The organism is Paenibacillus sp. FSL K6-1122 (genome assembly GCF_037977015.1).
In the GTDB taxonomy this organism is placed as follows: domain Bacteria; phylum Bacillota; class Bacilli; order Paenibacillales; family Paenibacillaceae; genus Paenibacillus; species Paenibacillus amylolyticus.
Genome location: NZ_CP150272.1, coordinates 2,997,143 through 3,013,657, shown reverse-complemented (window position 1 = coordinate 3,013,657; position 16,515 = coordinate 2,997,143). Strand labels below are relative to the sequence as shown.

The 16,515-nt window shown below is 44.9% G+C and carries 15 protein-coding genes; 3 read left to right on the top strand and 12 right to left on the bottom strand.

The features are described 5' to 3' along the window. Nucleotides 1-30 precede the first annotated feature (30 nt). From NSQ20_RS14035 to NSQ20_RS13980, 12 genes are all read right to left on the bottom strand, one after another. The gene (locus tag NSQ20_RS14035; protein ID WP_245838098.1) at nucleotides 31-1,107 is read right to left on the bottom strand and encodes a fibronectin type III domain-containing protein; all 1,077 of its coding nucleotides are present in this window, start codon (nucleotides 1,105-1,107) and stop codon (nucleotides 31-33) included. Nucleotides 1,108-1,342: 235 nt separating this feature from the next. Beyond that, on the bottom strand, nucleotides 1,343-1,612 hold the full coding sequence (locus NSQ20_RS14030; protein ID WP_340032771.1) for a hypothetical protein: 270 nt from the start codon (nucleotides 1,610-1,612) through the stop codon (nucleotides 1,343-1,345). 640 nt (nucleotides 1,613-2,252) lie between these two features. After that, the gene (locus tag NSQ20_RS14025) at nucleotides 2,253-3,713 is read right to left on the bottom strand and encodes an AraC family transcriptional regulator (protein ID WP_340032770.1); all 1,461 of its coding nucleotides are present in this window, start codon (nucleotides 3,711-3,713) and stop codon (nucleotides 2,253-2,255) included. A 309-nt stretch (nucleotides 3,714-4,022) separates the two neighbouring features. Then, nucleotides 4,023-5,027, bottom strand: a complete 1,005-nt coding sequence (locus NSQ20_RS14020; RefSeq protein ID WP_340032768.1) for an ABC transporter substrate-binding protein — start codon at nucleotides 5,025-5,027, stop codon at nucleotides 4,023-4,025. Nucleotides 5,028-5,205: 178 nt separating this feature from the next. Next, nucleotides 5,206-5,580 (bottom strand): hypothetical protein, encoded by a 375-nt coding sequence (locus tag NSQ20_RS14015; RefSeq protein ID WP_051449706.1) that lies wholly within the window; start codon nucleotides 5,578-5,580, stop codon nucleotides 5,206-5,208. A 207-nt stretch (nucleotides 5,581-5,787) separates the two neighbouring features. Then, nucleotides 5,788-5,916, bottom strand: a complete 129-nt coding sequence (locus tag NSQ20_RS14010) for a hypothetical protein (protein ID WP_282615749.1) — start codon at nucleotides 5,914-5,916, stop codon at nucleotides 5,788-5,790. Nucleotides 5,917-5,976: 60 nt separating this feature from the next. Then, nucleotides 5,977-6,555: a histidine phosphatase family protein gene (locus NSQ20_RS14005; RefSeq protein WP_245838095.1), complete on the bottom strand. Its 579-nt coding sequence runs from the start codon at nucleotides 6,553-6,555 to the stop codon at nucleotides 5,977-5,979. Continuing rightward, nucleotides 6,552-8,774, bottom strand: a complete 2,223-nt coding sequence (locus tag NSQ20_RS14000; RefSeq protein ID WP_076327823.1) for a class I SAM-dependent methyltransferase — start codon at nucleotides 8,772-8,774, stop codon at nucleotides 6,552-6,554. Before NSQ20_RS14000 ends, NSQ20_RS14005 begins: the two co-directional genes overlap by 4 nt. 27 nt (nucleotides 8,775-8,801) lie before the next feature. After that, nucleotides 8,802-9,638 carry an aminoglycoside phosphotransferase family protein gene (locus tag NSQ20_RS13995; RefSeq protein WP_340032767.1) on the bottom strand — a complete coding sequence of 279 codons (837 nt, stop codon included), beginning with the start codon at nucleotides 9,636-9,638 and terminating at the stop codon, nucleotides 8,802-8,804. Between the two features lie 13 nt (nucleotides 9,639-9,651). Continuing rightward, complete coding sequence (locus NSQ20_RS13990; protein WP_340032766.1) at nucleotides 9,652-10,242, bottom strand: GNAT family N-acetyltransferase; 591 nt, start codon at nucleotides 10,240-10,242, stop codon at nucleotides 9,652-9,654. 8 nt (nucleotides 10,243-10,250) lie between these two features. Then, a complete protein-coding gene (locus NSQ20_RS13985; RefSeq protein ID WP_340032765.1) occupies nucleotides 10,251-10,697 on the bottom strand; it encodes a RidA family protein in 447 nt (148 codons plus the stop codon). Then, complete coding sequence (locus NSQ20_RS13980) at nucleotides 10,694-11,596, bottom strand: AraC family transcriptional regulator (protein WP_340032764.1); 903 nt, start codon at nucleotides 11,594-11,596, stop codon at nucleotides 10,694-10,696. Before NSQ20_RS13980 ends, NSQ20_RS13985 begins: the two co-directional genes overlap by 4 nt. A 127-nt stretch (nucleotides 11,597-11,723) precedes the next feature. Between NSQ20_RS13980 and NSQ20_RS13975 the strand changes: the two genes are divergently transcribed. From NSQ20_RS13975 to NSQ20_RS13965, 3 genes are all read left to right on the top strand, one after another. Then, on the top strand, nucleotides 11,724-13,013 hold the full coding sequence (locus tag NSQ20_RS13975) for a Gfo/Idh/MocA family oxidoreductase (protein ID WP_036608810.1): 1,290 nt from the start codon (nucleotides 11,724-11,726) through the stop codon (nucleotides 13,011-13,013). Nucleotides 13,014-13,132: 119 nt separating this feature from the next. After that, nucleotides 13,133-14,950: a sensor histidine kinase gene (locus tag NSQ20_RS13970; protein WP_101313905.1), complete on the top strand. Its 1,818-nt coding sequence runs from the start codon at nucleotides 13,133-13,135 to the stop codon at nucleotides 14,948-14,950. Then, nucleotides 14,925-16,481: a response regulator gene (locus NSQ20_RS13965; protein WP_340032763.1), complete on the top strand. Its 1,557-nt coding sequence runs from the start codon at nucleotides 14,925-14,927 to the stop codon at nucleotides 16,479-16,481. Before NSQ20_RS13970 ends, NSQ20_RS13965 begins: the two co-directional genes overlap by 26 nt. Nucleotides 16,482-16,515: the final 34 nt, after the last annotated feature.

Sequence of the window (16,515 nt, the reverse complement as noted above, 5' to 3'; positions counted from 1 at the left end):
TTCAGCTAAGCTGGAGGAACTTCACATTTTTTAGTATTCACTTACTTCAAACGTCAGCACCCGATCAAACAGGATATAATCCTTCCGACTCTTAAATGGCCCTTTGTTGTTGTCGTGTTTATTGATCGCATACGATGCTTTTCCGCTTCCAGCTTGCTTCGCTTCATACCAGTCGATGAAATCATTTACTTCTTTCATACTTAGGTCGAATTCTTTCTCCAAACCCGTTGTCATGGTGACGACAAAGATGGCACGGTTAGTGGAAGGTTCCTCTGGTTGTTCCGGAGTTGTAGGTTCTTCTGGTTCTGGGTTAGGGAGCTCTTCTCCATACGGAGTAGCAAATGCTTCGTTGGAGTATTCAGTTTCAACACCATTAATCGTAGTCGTTACAACAAAATAATACGTAGTTCCGTTTGTAAGAGCAGGAATGACAAAGTTCCCATTTTCATCTTTTGTAGCAACAACAGTTTCAGTATATTTTCCTGATTCCGTCCCATACCTCACAATATAATTTTCTGCACCATCTATGGCTCCCCAATTTAGTCCGACCTGAGTATTTCCAGGAGTTGCTTTCAGATCAATTATATTTGGATTCATCATCTCTACTACACCTATCGTAAGTTCATTAATATGAGCCCATGACGCCGCTCCATCTACTTCTACCTTGATGCCTTCGTAGACCCCTGGAGTAATTGCTACTGGTTCGGTTATGGTAACAGTTGCATTTACATACCTTCCCACTTTAGGGCTCACCAAAATCCATTTACCATCTTTCAAACCGTACACTGTGTAATAGTTATTGGATTTAGGATTAGAATACGCAGCAACTTGAATAAAGTTAAGACTTAATTCCTCTGGAAAAACATATTGAATTGTTCCTTTTGTTGCACCCGAATTCCAAAGAGTACCCAACTTACCGTCAATAGAATTTTTACCATAATTCGCACTATATGTACCATTTACTGTTACAACTGTTTCCTTTGGAGGTGAAATTCCTTGCATCCCTTCTACTGTAGCTACTTCTTCATTTGCTGCCATAGCTACGTTCATGCTCATTAAACATAATAACACTACCGCAAATACTGTTTTCTTAAACTTAGCAATCACTCTATTATCCCCCTATTAATATAATAAGTGACTAATGTAATATGTACTTGAAAATATGTCTAAACATAAACTTGCTAATCTATAAAATTCAGCTAAATTCTGGATTTTTATTTTTTATTGGATATAAAAAAAGCCCAAGAAGAATAAATCTCTCCTTGCGCTTCCAGATTGTATATCCAATGAATTAGCTATTCCCATTCACCTGTTTTGATATAAGTTGCATCATATGCAACAATTACATTCGTTTATCTGTTACCTTTTGTACATCATCGAAAACAAATTCTTCTTCGCCGTAATCTACTAAACTCGAATCCACTTTCTCGTAGGCCCCACAATCCTTCACATAAATTATATCTGGATGGTTAGAATCATATCGTAAGCTTTCAGGAAGATCTTCACCCGAAATTTCATGCGATTCGGCAACCATAGTCGTCGATATTGCTGTAACAGGAATCATCCCAATAACAGCTACTACTAAAAGTACGGCCAAGATTTTTTTCCGCATAGGAAGTTCCTTTCTCCAATTCTATTTTTCCTATATTATACATTAAAATGGAATGTTATAATATTTTCTCTGATGTTGAATCCAGCGTGTTTGTTATTTTGTAGTTTGTCGCTCATTGTAATTCCTCCAATGTTTTAATTTTTAAAAACGAAAAAGACCGCCAGATATATGATGGTCAGGCTTCTGATTATTGAAATAGATATTTGAAAAATAAAACTGCACAAAGAACACCTATTATCAAAAATATAATTGCTGAGTTCCGATATTTCTTCCACATCCGAATGGCATTAGCAATATTTAGTATGCCTAGTGCAAGCATGTTAATACGAGAATCTACTTGAAACAAGTTATATACTAGCATAATGACAACTACTACCGAGGTACACCAGAACCAAATTGGAATTTTATCCTTGATCATTAATCTGCTCCTTTAGGTTATATCCCATCTGTTACAAGATATTCCTCAATCTAATTGAAATTCCTTTGTTTAGTCTATTAAACAAACAGATTATTGATTAAAAAAGGATAATCCCAGTAGATTAATAGAGTGCCTGTAAATTACATCACAAAATTTTGATAGCTTTGAAAGTTATATGGTTTTCTTGATTTTTTCGTAAAACATCTCACAGACCATTCATTATCAAGCCATAAACCGCAATATATCCTCAATCTTCTTTCCATGAGAAATCACACCGTAGTTCATCCAGCTCATAAAATCCACTTCATACACATTACCGCTCTTCACCGCAGGCAGACGTTTCCATTCATCCCTATCGAGCAGTTCGCGCTCATCTCCTGGTTTAGCAGAATTTCCAGTGTCAAATGTAATCAACAAGTGATCCGCATGGAGCTGACTTAACTGGTCCAATCCAATGAAAATCCTCCGCTCGTGTCTTGTCCATTGCTGCACACGGGAGTGGGGAGTCAGTCCAAGATCCTGATAAATTACAGGGCCAACGTAACCCTGTTGATCCCCATAGAGAGTAATATCAGACGCGGATATACGCAAAAATGCCACTGTCTGACCACGTATATATCGTGCTAACCGGCTCTTAGCTTCCATTGCCTTGTCCTCATACGCACCAATTACATCTTGAACCCGATTCACCTTTCCCAATACATCGGCGGTCGATCTCAAAATGGAGCGCCAATCTTCTCCCAGATGTTCCACGTAAAACGTAGGTGCTACCTGCTCGAAGCGGTCCAGATTCCATCGATCATATCCCTTGTCCAGCATGATAAAATCAGGTACATTGCCCAGATTAAACTGCGCATCCATCTGACTCACATCAAATTCAGGTACGTCATCCAACCCCAAATAATGCTGTCTACCCCAGGAATGATGCGAACATTGCAGTACAGGTTTTACGCCAAGAGCCAACACAAAGTCCTCCAGATAAGGAGCAAAGACACGAACCTCTTGACGATGATGACGGCGATACAATCCAGGTGAAATACCAGCATATTGCTTGAAACGGCGACCAAAATAATACTCGCTGCTAAAGCCCACATTCTGTGCAATTTCATGGATGCGATCATCCGTCAGCTGCAATAGTTGCTTCGAGCGCTCCAGCCGAACCGCATTTACATATTCAAGCGGAAGTTTGCCCGTAATCCTTTTGAATTGCCGAGTGTAGCTGGCTCTGGTAAGACCAATATCTGCCGCGAGCTCATCCACGGTTATCGTCTGATCATAGTGGTCGCCAATATAACGAATTGAACTTTGAAGACGGGCACGGTCATCAGGTACTTCTGTTTCGGGGGCACTCTGGCGAAGCAAGGCACGGAACCACTCCTGGAAACGAAGCTGTACCTCCCATTGCTCCAGCCAATCGCCAGTGACCTGTTGACGCAGTATTTGTTCCAAGGCTTCCAGACAAGAACTCCACGGACTGTAGCTGAGTTGCATAAGCGGTAATAATGTCGGAGAATCTGGACTTTGGGAAAGTCCCTGCTGCTCCTCCGTGTTTCTTCTAAACAAAGCGTTTGAAGTCTCTTCTTTCAACTCAGCCACCATAAGATCAAGCTTATAATACTGCAATTCACTTTCTGTCCAAGGAGAGCCTTCTATCTTAATAGATGTTCCCGATGGAACAAACATAATCATTCCTTTTTCCAGATGAGATTCCCGATCTGAGCAAACTATTGAACCTTTCCCAGACGTTACAACAAATATGGAGTGTGAAGTCGACATTCTGTATAACAAACGTTTATTGATATGAGATTGATGGTGATCTACGTATTCCATATGCTGAAGTGAGCATAGCCAGGGCTTGGGGATCAGTTGTATTATCGTGGGGCACATGTTCATCGTCCTTAACTGAGAATTATTATCATTTAAAATAGTGTATACGAAAAAAGAAAGCTCTTCAACCCTGGCTGAAGAACTTTCTTTAAGTAATCGATTCAATTATGGAGTCAATTTTTCCAAGAGATCATCAATTTTCATGGAATTTGCTGTAATCGCACCTGATTGCCAATGTGATCTTTCCATAATATATACCTGATTGTTCTTAACGGCCGGAAGAGATTTCCACAATTTGCTGTCAAGTACCTTCAAGGCTTCCTTGTTCTCGGGAGAAGACCATTCTCCATTGGAAGGGAAAATAATAAGATGATCCGCATCAAGTTGCGGCACGGCCTCCTCAGACAGAATTTCCTGGTATTCTTCCATCTTGTTAACCAGAGGATGAGGTATTAGGCCAAGCTCCGAATAAATAAATCCGGTGAACCGATTTTTCACACCGAACAGTGCCAGTGTATCATCGTTAACATTCAGCCGGACAACTGCCACAGTCTCGTCTCCAACCGCTTCCTGCAACTTCGCCTTAGCATCTGCAATCTTGGCCTCAAATGCCGCAGCAACTTCTTCACCCTTGTCCGGTTTCCCTACAACATCGGCAATGGTTTTCAAAATTTGATTCGAATCCTGCAGTACGCTCTCAGGCAGACGATATGTCGGTGCTACCTTGGAGTACATCTCATACTTCTCCATATCTACCCCACCATCTACAATGATGAGATCCGGATCATATTCCAACAAAGCCTCAATACTCCCCGTAGTATCAAATTGAGGAACATCCCATCCTAAATAATCCTGTACACCCCACATCGGGTTATACCACTGCACGACTGGTGTAATATCGAGCGCCTTCAGATAATCTTCCACATATATTCCAGCAATCCGCTGTGGCTGAACCGGAATCGTTACATCTCCAAATTCATCCTGTACAAGTCGTGTCGCAGGCTCTGTCTCGTTTCCAGAAGTATTTTCTCCAGAAGCCGCACTTTCAGTTGCAGTTGCAGGAGTCTGTTCCGCATTCGTAGCGGTATTTGTACTACATCCTGAAATAACCAGACCCATGAGCAGTAATGTAATCATCCACCCTTTGAAACCTTTAACTAAACCTACCATGTTACCCTTCACCCCTATGTGATCTGTTGATGTAACCGTGAGAATATTTCACATATAATGATTATCATTCTCATCGATTGCTTAGGTGAATTGTACCTTATGCCTCAGCCGACCCACAATGTACATTTGATGTTGTTTTTTTATACAAACGAAAACAACCCTGTTGGTCCTCCCCCGCTTATCGCAGGGGCAACCTGCCTTGACGATAACTTTCCAACAACTGATCCACAAAGAAATCGTTCGCCGTACCCTGTAACAATGCAGCACCAATTAAACCCATATCATCACTCACATACCCCGCTAACTCAGGTTCGCCGGTGAGAGCCAAGGTCTGTTTGAACGCCTGTTCCCTACATGCGCGCAGCACCTCTTCTTCAGCCACCACTTTATCTTGAGCCCATCGTACAAAAGCTTGCATCCACTCGTCAGCAAATGCAGAAGCATCCCTTTCATCCAAGTAAATTTCCACATCCAATCCTTCGAATGTCTGCTGGGTCAGAATCCGTCCCTCGTTAAGATCCAACAGTAGCTTCTCCACATCCGTTTTGCTCATTGATCTCTCCTCCAGTTCCTCGTCAAGTCAGATACATCTCTGGTATAACAAAACGTTTCATCATCTGCTTTGGATCGGCTGTAAAATGATCCAATTGAAGTTCCTCATATTCGCTAAGGATACTTTCAAAGATACCAGCGATCACACCACAATCTGCCAAAGCATTGTGCCTGTGAATTCCATCTGTATTCAGATCGTAATACCGAATCAGAAAATCCGTAGAGACGGATTAATGCCTGTACCTTCGAGATCAAATATGCAGTACATTCTATCCTGTAATGGAGATACGCTTAGATTTTCAATAAAGTATGTATCAGGCAAAAGCGTAATTTTCATCCGCCAACTCACTCCTCCCCACTATCATTCTGGCAAATGCATTTCTCATATATAACTCTGTCACTCCCACAATCGGGTGACCTGGACCAACTTGCGCGTTCCATCAAACTGCAATTTAAAAATATCCGGCATCGTAGTACTCTCCCAAAAGTCATACCCGTAGGAAGAATCATAGTGTTGTAAAATAAGTGTCATTACATCTCCATGGGTTCCGATGACTACCTTGTGACCCATATGTTTATCCAAAATTTTCTCGATTACCGCTACTGCCCTTGAGCGAGCCTGTGCACCAGACTCCCCACCTGAATACGCATACGTAGGATCACGGTACAACTGCTGCTTGGCTTCACGAAAATTAGCATGCTTCACATCTGAACTCGACAACTGGCGTTCACGCAAATCTTCCTCTGTCACCACAATTCCATCTGACCAATCTGCCAGAATCTGAATCGTATCTACCGCTCGCCTGTAGGGGCTAGAATAAAACAGTTGAATCTGCTCCCCATGGAGCAGACTGGCAACCGTTCCCGCATCTTGATGACCTTGCTCTGTCAGTCCACGCTCGCGTTCCTGTCCTTCAACATATCGAGACTCCGCATGTCTGACAAAATACAAAAACGTACTGGCCTCACTCATCATTCATCCGCCAACCCTTTTTTCTTCTCAATGACAATCAGGCAGGTACTGTCTGGCAAAGGCGCAGGCTCACCATTTTCCTTCATGAAGATCACTCGTTCTCCAAGTGCTTCCGTGTACCCCTCCTGGAGAAAATGTCGGAACGTAATCATCGCGGCTTGTTCACCCAGCGCTTCTCGAATACAGTTCTCATAGGCTGTCGGCGTGAATATACCGAACTGTTCCTGAATTTCATGCACGTATGCCTCTTCGCCCCACGTATAGGTGTAGAGAAACTCCATTGCATCGTTGATCGGCAATACGACCTCATTGTCTGAGACCCGCTCATATTGAATTGCACGTCCCTGAAAATCCTCTGCATACCGCTCCAGCCAGCGCATCCCATCCGGTTCCTGGAAACGAATCCGGCGCTTCTGCGCCTCCGGCTCACTCATGATCCCATCCCGAATCAGGATTCTTCCTCCAGGTGACAGCACACGGAATGAACTTCTCAGCGCTGCTACAACCGTATCGGAATTAAATCTTCGACCGTCCAGTTCAATATATGAATATAATTCATGCAGAATGGATGAAAAAATAACCGTATCCACTGTGCCCGGCTGCACATATTGCTCCAGTTGCAGGGCATCGCCCTTCATCACTTGCCAGCGATGTCCCTCACGTTGTTTTTTGCGTTCCAGCGCTTCAATGACATTGGCTGAGATATCGATACCAATCGGCTCCACTTCCGGTTTTTCCTGCTCAATCAGATCCAGCAGAATTCCTCCACCTGGACCAATATCCAGTACTCGTTTACCAACGATATAGTCGAGCAGTACTTTTTTGTAATCACCGGAGCTGTTCATATCGGACAAATACGTCTCTTCGTTGTGGAAACGATCATACGCATCCCGGCGTAATCCGAACAGGTCAAATAACAGCAGTACAGCCTTCTCGTATAACGGCGACTTTTCCGCTTCAATACAGAATGCAATCAGCTTCTCCGCCGCTGGAGAAAATTCAAAGGTCACAAACAGTGTATCCGGCAGATCCGCATGACGTTCAATGCGATGGGTTAGATGGGGATAGACGATCTGCTCTCCAGCCGTAATCTGTTCCCATGCATACTGTTCCAAATATTTTTCAATCATTCGTTTCTTGTAAATATTGAGCTTCTTCACACCCTTGTAGTCGTAATACATCGTATTCATCAATGGTTCGAAGCTGATATGACGAACGATTTCAGATCGACTCTCCATGGATGTTGGATTCATACTTTCGCTGCGAAGCGTCAACAGGAACACTTTTACCATCTCCTGCAACGAAAAATCCTGCATGGCCGACTCCACATACCATAATGTGCGATGAGCCAGCGGAGCCAGCGCCTGTTCTACATCCAGTTCCGTTTGTAGCTTGGCGTAAGCCGTATCCATAGCTTCTCCCTGCCGAATGGATGAACTTCTTAAGCGGGATAACCGTTCCTTCACGCTCCAGTCCTCATGATCCGGTCCAACGATAATCCAGCCTACAATGCGCTGCACCTCAGCCTGAACCTGATTCCATAACGCTGGATCAACACCTGCAATAATGCATTCATTTAATGCCATCAGTATAGTGTGCAATTCATCTGTAGTAAGCCATCCTTTGACGATCAAGGCGTGGAGCGAAGCATTCTCGGCAAATGGAATCTCGCCCCGTATGTATTGACCAATAAGTCCATGCGTAGCAATCAGAGTACGAATAATCTCATGCCTTGGTGTGTGTGAAGTCAGTGCAGCATGCTCGCTTATATCCGCATTCTTACTCAGAGCACCACTCGGAGAACCAAGTTGATATATACTCGTCTCCTTGGTCTTATCGATGTCATTATCCAGGTGCTCCGCCACTGCGTATAAGTCATATAACTGAGCGGACCCCACATTGTGTACAAACAAGTTAACGCCCTGCTTTTGCCATACCCGCCGTTGCTCCCGTGATCCGGCCTTCGCCGTCTCTGACCAGATTAATACGTCTTCCAGAATTTCTCGCACCCAAAAAGAAACCTGAAGCTCCTCCAGTACGTGAAGTGTACGCTCGGTATAGTCCAGTACCGGATTAGTTCCCTCAAGTTCGGCAATGGAATGAATGCGTTCGAGGTTAATATGGGGTTTCTCCGCTGCTGCCAGCAGTTGCAGCCATAGCTGCTGGGCTTCCGGCGTATTACCTGACTTGTATGATTGTATGGCCTTTAATGAATGCAGCATAAATATGTCCCCTCTCTTTCTCTACCCTTATATATAAAAATCATTAGATTCGTCTAACCGACGAATTCGTTCCTGAACAAACTTGAGCAGCTGTTCTACCTCTTGAGCGGGCAAATCCTCGTCAAGACGCGCGGCAGCAACTGGCAGCATCCAGGACTCTATTGCTTCACGTGTAATCCCGGAGAGTTGCATATAATGATGGATGTAAAATTCGACCAGCGATTCACGAGCCTTTTCAAAACCCATTCGTATAGCAGAATCTGTATCTTCCGGCAATGTGGCACTCATTAATATTACCCAGCTTCGAGCCACATCACCCGCAGGATCACCGGACATACCAGTCATCCAATCAATGACCCAGTATTGATCGCCAGCCTCACTGAGCATAACATTATCAGGGTGAAAATCGCCATGACAGATCTGTTGTTGATCAGGCAATGTTGTTAAGTAAGAAAGGACTCGCGCTTGATCGTCCTCCGACAATAATCGAACATTGCGAATCGCTCCCGATAAAATCTGCTTCTGTAAGGGGAGTGTTCCTTCATCATCTCGCTCGCAATGAAGTCTGTAATGGCAGTCAGCCATTTTAAACGCCAGCTGCTCTAGTAACTCCGGTTGCTGAATGATAAGTGATAACAGGGTAATCCCCTGGATTCGCTCAAAAACGATGCCTGCTCGCGATGTAGTATGTTCTATTAAGGATACTGCCTGTGGGACGGGGAGTCCTTTTTTGAATGCCAACTCACTTATTCTAAATTCATTCTGGACGGCTTCGTGAGGAAAATCCATTCGATATAACTTCATAATGTGCTCGTTCGAATACGCATAGATTTCCGCAGTTCTTCCTTGACCGATTCGCTCCATATCTACCCTCCCTTTACTCGAACTCACTGCCTCTGATTTTGGAGAAAACCATACAATCGACCAGCGTACCTGTGCTGTCACGTCTCATCTTGCGCAGTACACCTTCCAGCGTATAACCCGCTCGTTCGGCTACTTTGGCACTTCGCACATTGCGGGCGTCACAGCGGATCTCCAGCCGGTTCGCCTCCAGATGAGTAATGGCAAATTGCTCAATGCCTCTCACCGCTTCTGTCATCAAACCCTCACCAGCTCGCGATGTTCGAATCCAGTAACCGATCTCAAAACAGCGTGCATTCCAGTCAATACGATGTAACCCGCTGCTGCCTACGAATTCATCCGTATGTCTATCACGCAAATGTAACATCATGTCGGTACGTTCCAGATATTTCAGCCTTGCTTTGCGAACAGTCACTTCAGACTCTTCCAATGAAGGGATTTTCTCGGCAAAAGGTAACCACAACCGCAGCTGCTCCGCACTCTCACGGACCGCTTCATTAACGGCTGCGCCATCCCCCCACTGCGGTGCTCGAATCGAGAGGCGTTTCGTATGGAAGCTCTCGGGAATCGTTAGCATAATTGGATTAAAAGAAGACGATTCTGTCATCGTTATACCTACTCCTCCACTTGAAAAATAGAATCAATGATCAGCGGCAAATTATCCCTTACGGACACTGCACCGAATACGGAACGAGCGTGTACCCCCTGATCCCCAAATACCTCCATCATCAGATCCGAGAATCCATTTAGCACTTTATGATGCTCCTGATACGAAGCGGACGCATTAATGAACCCCTGCACTTTAACCACTCTCTTCACCCGATCCAGTGAACCCAACACATCTCGAACGACAGCAAGCACCTCCAGTCCAGCGTTCCAGGCAAAATCATATCCCTGCTCTGTTGTGAAGTCTGATCCCAGTTTGCCACGTTCAGAGGTATCAGGTCCTTTCCCAGATACATACATGATTCCATTGACAATAACGGCATTGGCATATTTTGCAGCGGGCGCGCTGGCCTGTGGTAAAATGATCCCCAGTTCATTCAATCTTGCTTCAATCATCGTATATTCTCTCCCTCTTTTACGGTCCTCACGGAACCCGATTCCTTGTATTCCTGTCTATAAACTCTTGGTGATACCTGAACGGTACGTTTGAACATCTTGCCAAAATGAGAGAAGTTACTGAATCCCGCAAGCCAGGCGATATCCGTAACGGATTCCTCACTTTCTCGCAGTAAACGTTGTGCTTCCTTTACCCGTAACAGATTCAGATAATCACTGAAGGTAAAGCCCGTCGTTTGTTTGAACAATCGACTCAGATAATGCGGACTAATGCGAAACATGCCCGCCACCTCCGGTAATGTCAGTGGTTTCTGATAGTTCTCATTCAGGTAACGTACAACTGCCTGTGTCTTGGGATGAAGAACCGGCTCACGATCATCGGAGCTTAACCTGCCCAAGTGTTGATTACGATAGGCATGGAGCAACAATTCAACAGCCCGGTGACGGAGCAGCAGGTCGCTTCCGGGTTGAGGACGAAGCATTTCATCCACCATTTCGCTAACCATCCGTTCTAGAACCTCAGTGACTTGAGATGGAAACCTTACAATAGGAATCTCCCAACAGAAGGGTTCCTTCAAGCCTTCAACTAACTCGGGGGAAATAGCTATGGCTGCAAAAAGCTCAGGCTTCAAATACAGCACCATCCGTTCATGGTCAGGCATGCCACTCTCCAATGTTTTATGAACCGTATTGCGGTCAACAAACACCAGATCACCAGCCTTTACCCGATAGGTCCGGTCCTTAATGAAATAGATGCGCTCACCAGACAACAGGTAATACAACTCATAATGATCATGCAGGTGGTCATCCGTCATCGAGAAATATCCAATGCGACGATCATATTCGATGTGCAACAAATCCGTCGGATCATGAAAATCTGCACGAAAAGGTTCTGTCATGTCGCCCTCTCTCCTTTCCATAAATTATAGCAAAATATGCGGCATTTGAAAGCGGTTACGCATAAAATGCGGCGAAAGAAGTACTCCCTTGTTATAGTCTAGAGCTATATTCAAGGAGGCGATAGACATGAGTAACAAGAAACGTTATGTATTAGTCGGAACCGGCGGCCGCGCCGAATTTTTTTATGGTGCTTTGACCCGGGATTATAGAGATACATCCGAGCTTGTCGGCTTTTGTGATATAAATCAAGTCCGCATGAACTACGCGAATCAACTATTGAAGGAAAAGTACGAGTATCCTGAGGTACCCACTTATCCTGCAGATCAGTTTGATCAGATGATTGAGAACGAGAAACCTGACTATGTCATCGTAACGAGTGTTGACCGCACCCATCACAAGTACATCATTCGTGCGATGGAACTGGGTTGTGACGTTGTCACCGAAAAACCGATGACCATCGATGAGGAGAAATGTCAGGAGATTCTGGATGCTGTCAAGCGGACTGGCCAGAACGTAAGAGTCACCTTTAACTACCGTTATGCACCGCACCATACTAAGATTCGAGAACTTATTCTGAATGATACCATCGGGAAAGTCACTTCCGTTCACTTTGAATGGCTGCTGAATACCCGCCACGGGGCAGATTATTTCCGCCGTTGGCATCGGGACAAGCGTAATAGCGGCGGATTACTCGTGCACAAATCCACCCATCACTTCGATTTGGTGAATTTCTGGATTGGCTCGCAACCGGATACCGTGTTTGCATTTGGTGATCTGATGTATTACGGCAGAGAAAACGCAGAAGAACGCGGTGTAACGCAATTCTACAACCGGGCAACCGGCAACCCGATCGCAAAGGATGATCCTTTTGCACTGCATTTGGATTCAGACGCACATATGAAGTCCATGTATCTGGATGCCGAATCGGAAGATGGTTACCAGCGCGATCAGAGTGTATTTGGGGATGGCATCAACATTGAGGATACAATGGGTGTTCTTGTGAAGTATCGGAACAAAGCCATTCTGACCTACTCCCTCGTCGCCTACCAGCCATGGGAAGGTTACCGCATTGCCATTAATGGCACCAAAGGCCGGATTGAGATGAACATTGTGGAGCAATCCTATGTCAACTCATTGGGTGACAAGAGTAAAGAAGGTGCATTGATCGGTAAAACGTTGCGGGTTCTTCCAATGTTTGATGCGCCATATGAGGTTGAAGTGGAAGAAAAAGCAGGTGGACATGGCGGAGGTGACCCGGTTCTGCTGAATGATCTGTTTGGAGAGCCTGTTGAAGATCCGTATCATCGCGCTGCTAACCACGTGGACGGTGCCAGATCCATTCTGACGGGTATTGCTGCCAATCGCGCCATCGCGACGGGTTTGCCTGTCAATGTCAATAATCTGGTTCGTTTCTAAGTCTCCCAGGTCTGCACTACATTATTAATTTCATTTAAAGGCTGCGCATATCACGCAGTCTTTTTTATATTTTTATAATTAATCTGCACGCAAGTTGACTCGGTAGAAGGAGGAAATCTATGTTCTTCTCTTTAAAAAACCGTCTGATTGCCTTTATCGTTGTCCTGTTTGTCCTCGCTTTTGGCACACTCTCCTACCTGCTCTTCAAGGAATCACGCACGGTCATTCGCTCTTACATCGAATCCTCTGCTCTTGAGAAAATGGAGGAATACGGTTCATACGTAGACATGGTGCAGATGCAGATCTACGATGTCGCCTCTCTTGTTTTTAATAGTGATATGGGCAAAAACTGGGATAACGCGATCGGTGATCCGAACCTGCCCGAAGGAGAAAAGATGCTGGCCAATCTTACGATGAGCCGTTTTCTTACTCAGGCAACCAACAGTTACACCAGTATCTCGGATGTATCCATCTATCGTCGGAATGGACTGCGAATTGGCAGCGAGAATCAGGTAACATATGACCCTGCCTTTGTACAAGAATCCTGGTATACGAATTTTTACACGTTGGGAGAACGCTGGTTACCTGCACACACCGATCAACATGAACGTGTCAGAGATCATGGTAATCCGGTGGTCAGTCTGCTGATGCCCATTGGCACCTTTCATCATGCTACAGCGCAGAATGTCATGAAGGTGAATGTCAGTGAATCTTATTTTCTGGAGCCGCTCCGGCGCATACATCTTGCGGAGAGTAGCACTATTTTTCTACTGGGCGAGCAAGGAAATCCTATTCTGTCACAACAGATAGACGCGTTGGGTGCTGTAGCTACCGCAGAGATCGATCGTTTTCGAAACAGCCCGCTCAAATCCGGTGTGGCATACCTCAAAAACCAGGAAGGACAGCGAGACATTCTTGTATTCAAGAAACTGGGACGTACCGGCTGGATGTTGGCGGGTATCGCACCTGAAAAGGAAATGTACCTCTCTCTCCATAAGCTCCAAAGCACAATTGTGGTGGTGACGATTGCCCTGATTCTGGTCTCCCTCTTGGCTGCTGCATGGCTATCCCATGGCGTAACCAAACCTTTGACCAGACTGGTGCTGGCGATGAGACAGGTTCAACGAGGTGCTTTTGACCAAGCGGATTCACTTCTGCCTCCAGATAAAAATGTAAAGAGCGAGATCAGTTATGTAATCTTCACTTTCCGTTATATGATCAGTCAGCTACGGCAGCATATCCAGAATGAATTTGAACTGAAACTGCTTCGCCAGCAAGCAGAGTACAAAGCACTTCTCATACAGATTAATCCACATTTTATGTTTAATACTCTGGAGCTGGTAAGCAGTCTTGCCATTCAGCGCCGAACGGATGATACGGTTCAGGTCATTGAGGATCTGGGTAAAATGATGCGCTTTTCTATCAATACCAATGACGACCGTGTTCCGCTAACCGAAGAGCTGGATTATGTGCAGCGTTATATCTCCATTTTGCAGACTCGTTTCGGTCATAAACTCGACATTTCGGTAACGTTAGAAGGTACACTGAACTCCGTGGTCATCATCAAGTTTATTCTTCAACCACTTATTGAAAATGCAGTGAAATACAGCTTCCAGCATCAGACGACAGCTCAGGTACAGATACGGATCAACCGGATGTATGATCGTCTGCACATCAGCGTTTCAGACAACGGACCGGGTATTCCAGCAGAAATAATCAATAAGTTGCAACATCCGGTTGCTCCCTCCTCATTGGAATCCATATTGCATAATGGAGGCTGGCATATTGGACTGGGCAATGTTATTGCTCGTTGCCGTCTGCATTATGGTGGCTTGTTCACGGTCCACATGGAGAACGATGAAAACGGAGGCGCATGTATTGAACTGACTCTACCCGTACAGGAGGAATATGATGTACAACGTATTAATCGCAGATGACGAGATCGAAGTTCGCGAAGGATTAAAATTGAAAGTCGATTGGCATGGCATGGGTTTTGTCATAACAGGAGAAGCCTCTAATGGGATCGAAGCGGATGAACTTTTGAAATCTGAACATTTTGACTTGCTGATTACCGATATGAATATGCCTGTCATGGATGGCATCAGACTATTGGATGTCTGCCGCAGTTATAATCCTTCTATTCAGATTATCATTATCACGGGTTATGAAGATTTTCAATATGCCAGAGCGGGGGTCCGCAGTCAGGTCATGGATTATTTACTGAAGCCTGTAACCCGGGATGAACTGAAAGCCACATTAGGCAAAATCAAAGCGGATCTGGATGAACAACGTAAAGTTCGAGGCAATTCCGAATTGATGCAATGGCGACTCTCTCAGTATTACCGGGAAATGAAGGAACGTTTCCTTCTTGATCTCGTTAAAGGCAATCGCCTACCGCCTTCCTCCATGCCAGAACGGCTCAGATTATTTCATCTCGAATCATGGCAAGATCAGAAGGTCTGTTTCATCACCGCCAGTATAAGTCAATCGGACAAGCAGGATATTCGAAAAGATCGCTCACACGAGCAGATGCATCTTCCTTTTGAGATGGTATGTTATGAAATCGCCCAGTCTGATTCAGACAATGTCCAGGTTTTTCATGATTCGGCACACGCAGGGATCATGCATTTCATAGTGCAAGATGGTATGCAGCATGAATTCATCCAACAGCTTACGGAACATACGGCATCCGTTTTTTCCATGGAACTCAAGATTGGGGTGGGGCTTTCTGGTTCCGGACTTGAGCACTGGAAAGAAGGTTATATCCATTCCCTTCTGGCATGGAATTCAGCTGAACGGGCTGTCAGCGGGCCAAACCTTCAGGCAGGAACAGACTATAGTCCATTACTGCCTGAAGAAACAACACGCAAGCTGCATCGTTGCCTCATTCGAGGAGAATTGGACTCCTTCCGCAGCATCATCCACAAGAAACTTCACGAGGCATTCCAGCTTTCTCCCTCTCGAATGACACGAAGTATTTTTCAAATTTCACTGTTGATGGATTTTCCTATAGCCCCGGAATGGATACTGTGGCTTAAGACGCCAGATCAAGCAGAACGCTTATTAATGCAATGGGCTCAAGACTTCCTGAGTCGACAACTTCCTTCAGAAGATGGGGATGAGACGGTTATAGACTTAGCCAAGCGATATATCGAGGAGAACTACATGCAGGAGCTAACCTTGACGTTACTCGCTGAACGGTTTAACTATTATCCTACCTATTTCTCCGAACTGTTTAAGGAAGGTGCAGGGACCTCTTTTATTCAGTATGTGACGGGCGTTCGGATGAAACACGCCTTGCAACTGCTGAAGGAAACCCAATTAACCGTGTGGGATATTACAGAACTGACCGGCTTCAGTTCACCAAGTTATTTCAGCTCGAAATTCAAAAGAATGTTCAACATGAGTCCGTCAGACTATCGCTTGCTGCATTCCGAAAAAATCGATAGCCATGATCCGAAGAAATGAGATTCAAGCTTCTCCCCTTCCCCGGTATGATGTG

Bases quoted from the DNA above. Each gene is read 5' to 3' on its own strand.
- NSQ20_RS14030 (WP_340032771.1), bottom strand. From the start codon at position 1,612: ATGCGGAAAAAAATCTTGGCCGTACTTTTAGTAGTAGCTGTTATTGGG.
- NSQ20_RS14025 (WP_340032770.1), bottom strand. From the start codon at position 3,713: ATGTTTGTTCCATCGGGAACATCTATTAAGATAGAAGGCTCTCCTTGG.
- NSQ20_RS14020 (WP_340032768.1), bottom strand. From the start codon at position 5,027: ATGGTAGGTTTAGTTAAAGGTTTCAAAGGGTGGATGATTACATTACTG.
- NSQ20_RS14015 (WP_051449706.1), bottom strand. From the start codon at position 5,580: ATGAGCAAAACGGATGTGGAGAAGCTACTGTTGGATCTTAACGAGGGA.
- NSQ20_RS14010 (WP_282615749.1), bottom strand. From the start codon at position 5,916: ATGAAAATTACGCTTTTGCCTGATACATACTTTATTGAAAATCTAAGC.
- NSQ20_RS14005 (WP_245838095.1), bottom strand. From the start codon at position 6,555: ATGATGAGTGAGGCCAGTACGTTTTTGTATTTTGTCAGACATGCGGAG.
- NSQ20_RS14000 (WP_076327823.1), bottom strand. From the start codon at position 8,774: ATGCTGCATTCATTAAAGGCCATACAATCATACAAGTCAGGTAATACG.
- NSQ20_RS13995 (WP_340032767.1), bottom strand. From the start codon at position 9,638: ATGGAGCGAATCGGTCAAGGAAGAACTGCGGAAATCTATGCGTATTCG.
- NSQ20_RS13990 (WP_340032766.1), bottom strand. From the start codon at position 10,242: ATGACAGAATCGTCTTCTTTTAATCCAATTATGCTAACGATTCCCGAG.
- NSQ20_RS13985 (WP_340032765.1), bottom strand. From the start codon at position 10,697: ATGATTGAAGCAAGATTGAATGAACTGGGGATCATTTTACCACAGGCC.
- NSQ20_RS13980 (WP_340032764.1), bottom strand. From the start codon at position 11,596: ATGACAGAACCTTTTCGTGCAGATTTTCATGATCCGACGGATTTGTTG.
- NSQ20_RS13975 (WP_036608810.1), top strand. From the start codon at position 11,724: ATGAGTAACAAGAAACGTTATGTATTAGTCGGAACCGGCGGCCGCGCC.
- NSQ20_RS13970 (WP_101313905.1), top strand. From the start codon at position 13,133: ATGTTCTTCTCTTTAAAAAACCGTCTGATTGCCTTTATCGTTGTCCTG.
- NSQ20_RS13965 (WP_340032763.1), top strand. From the start codon at position 14,925: ATGTACAACGTATTAATCGCAGATGACGAGATCGAAGTTCGCGAAGGA.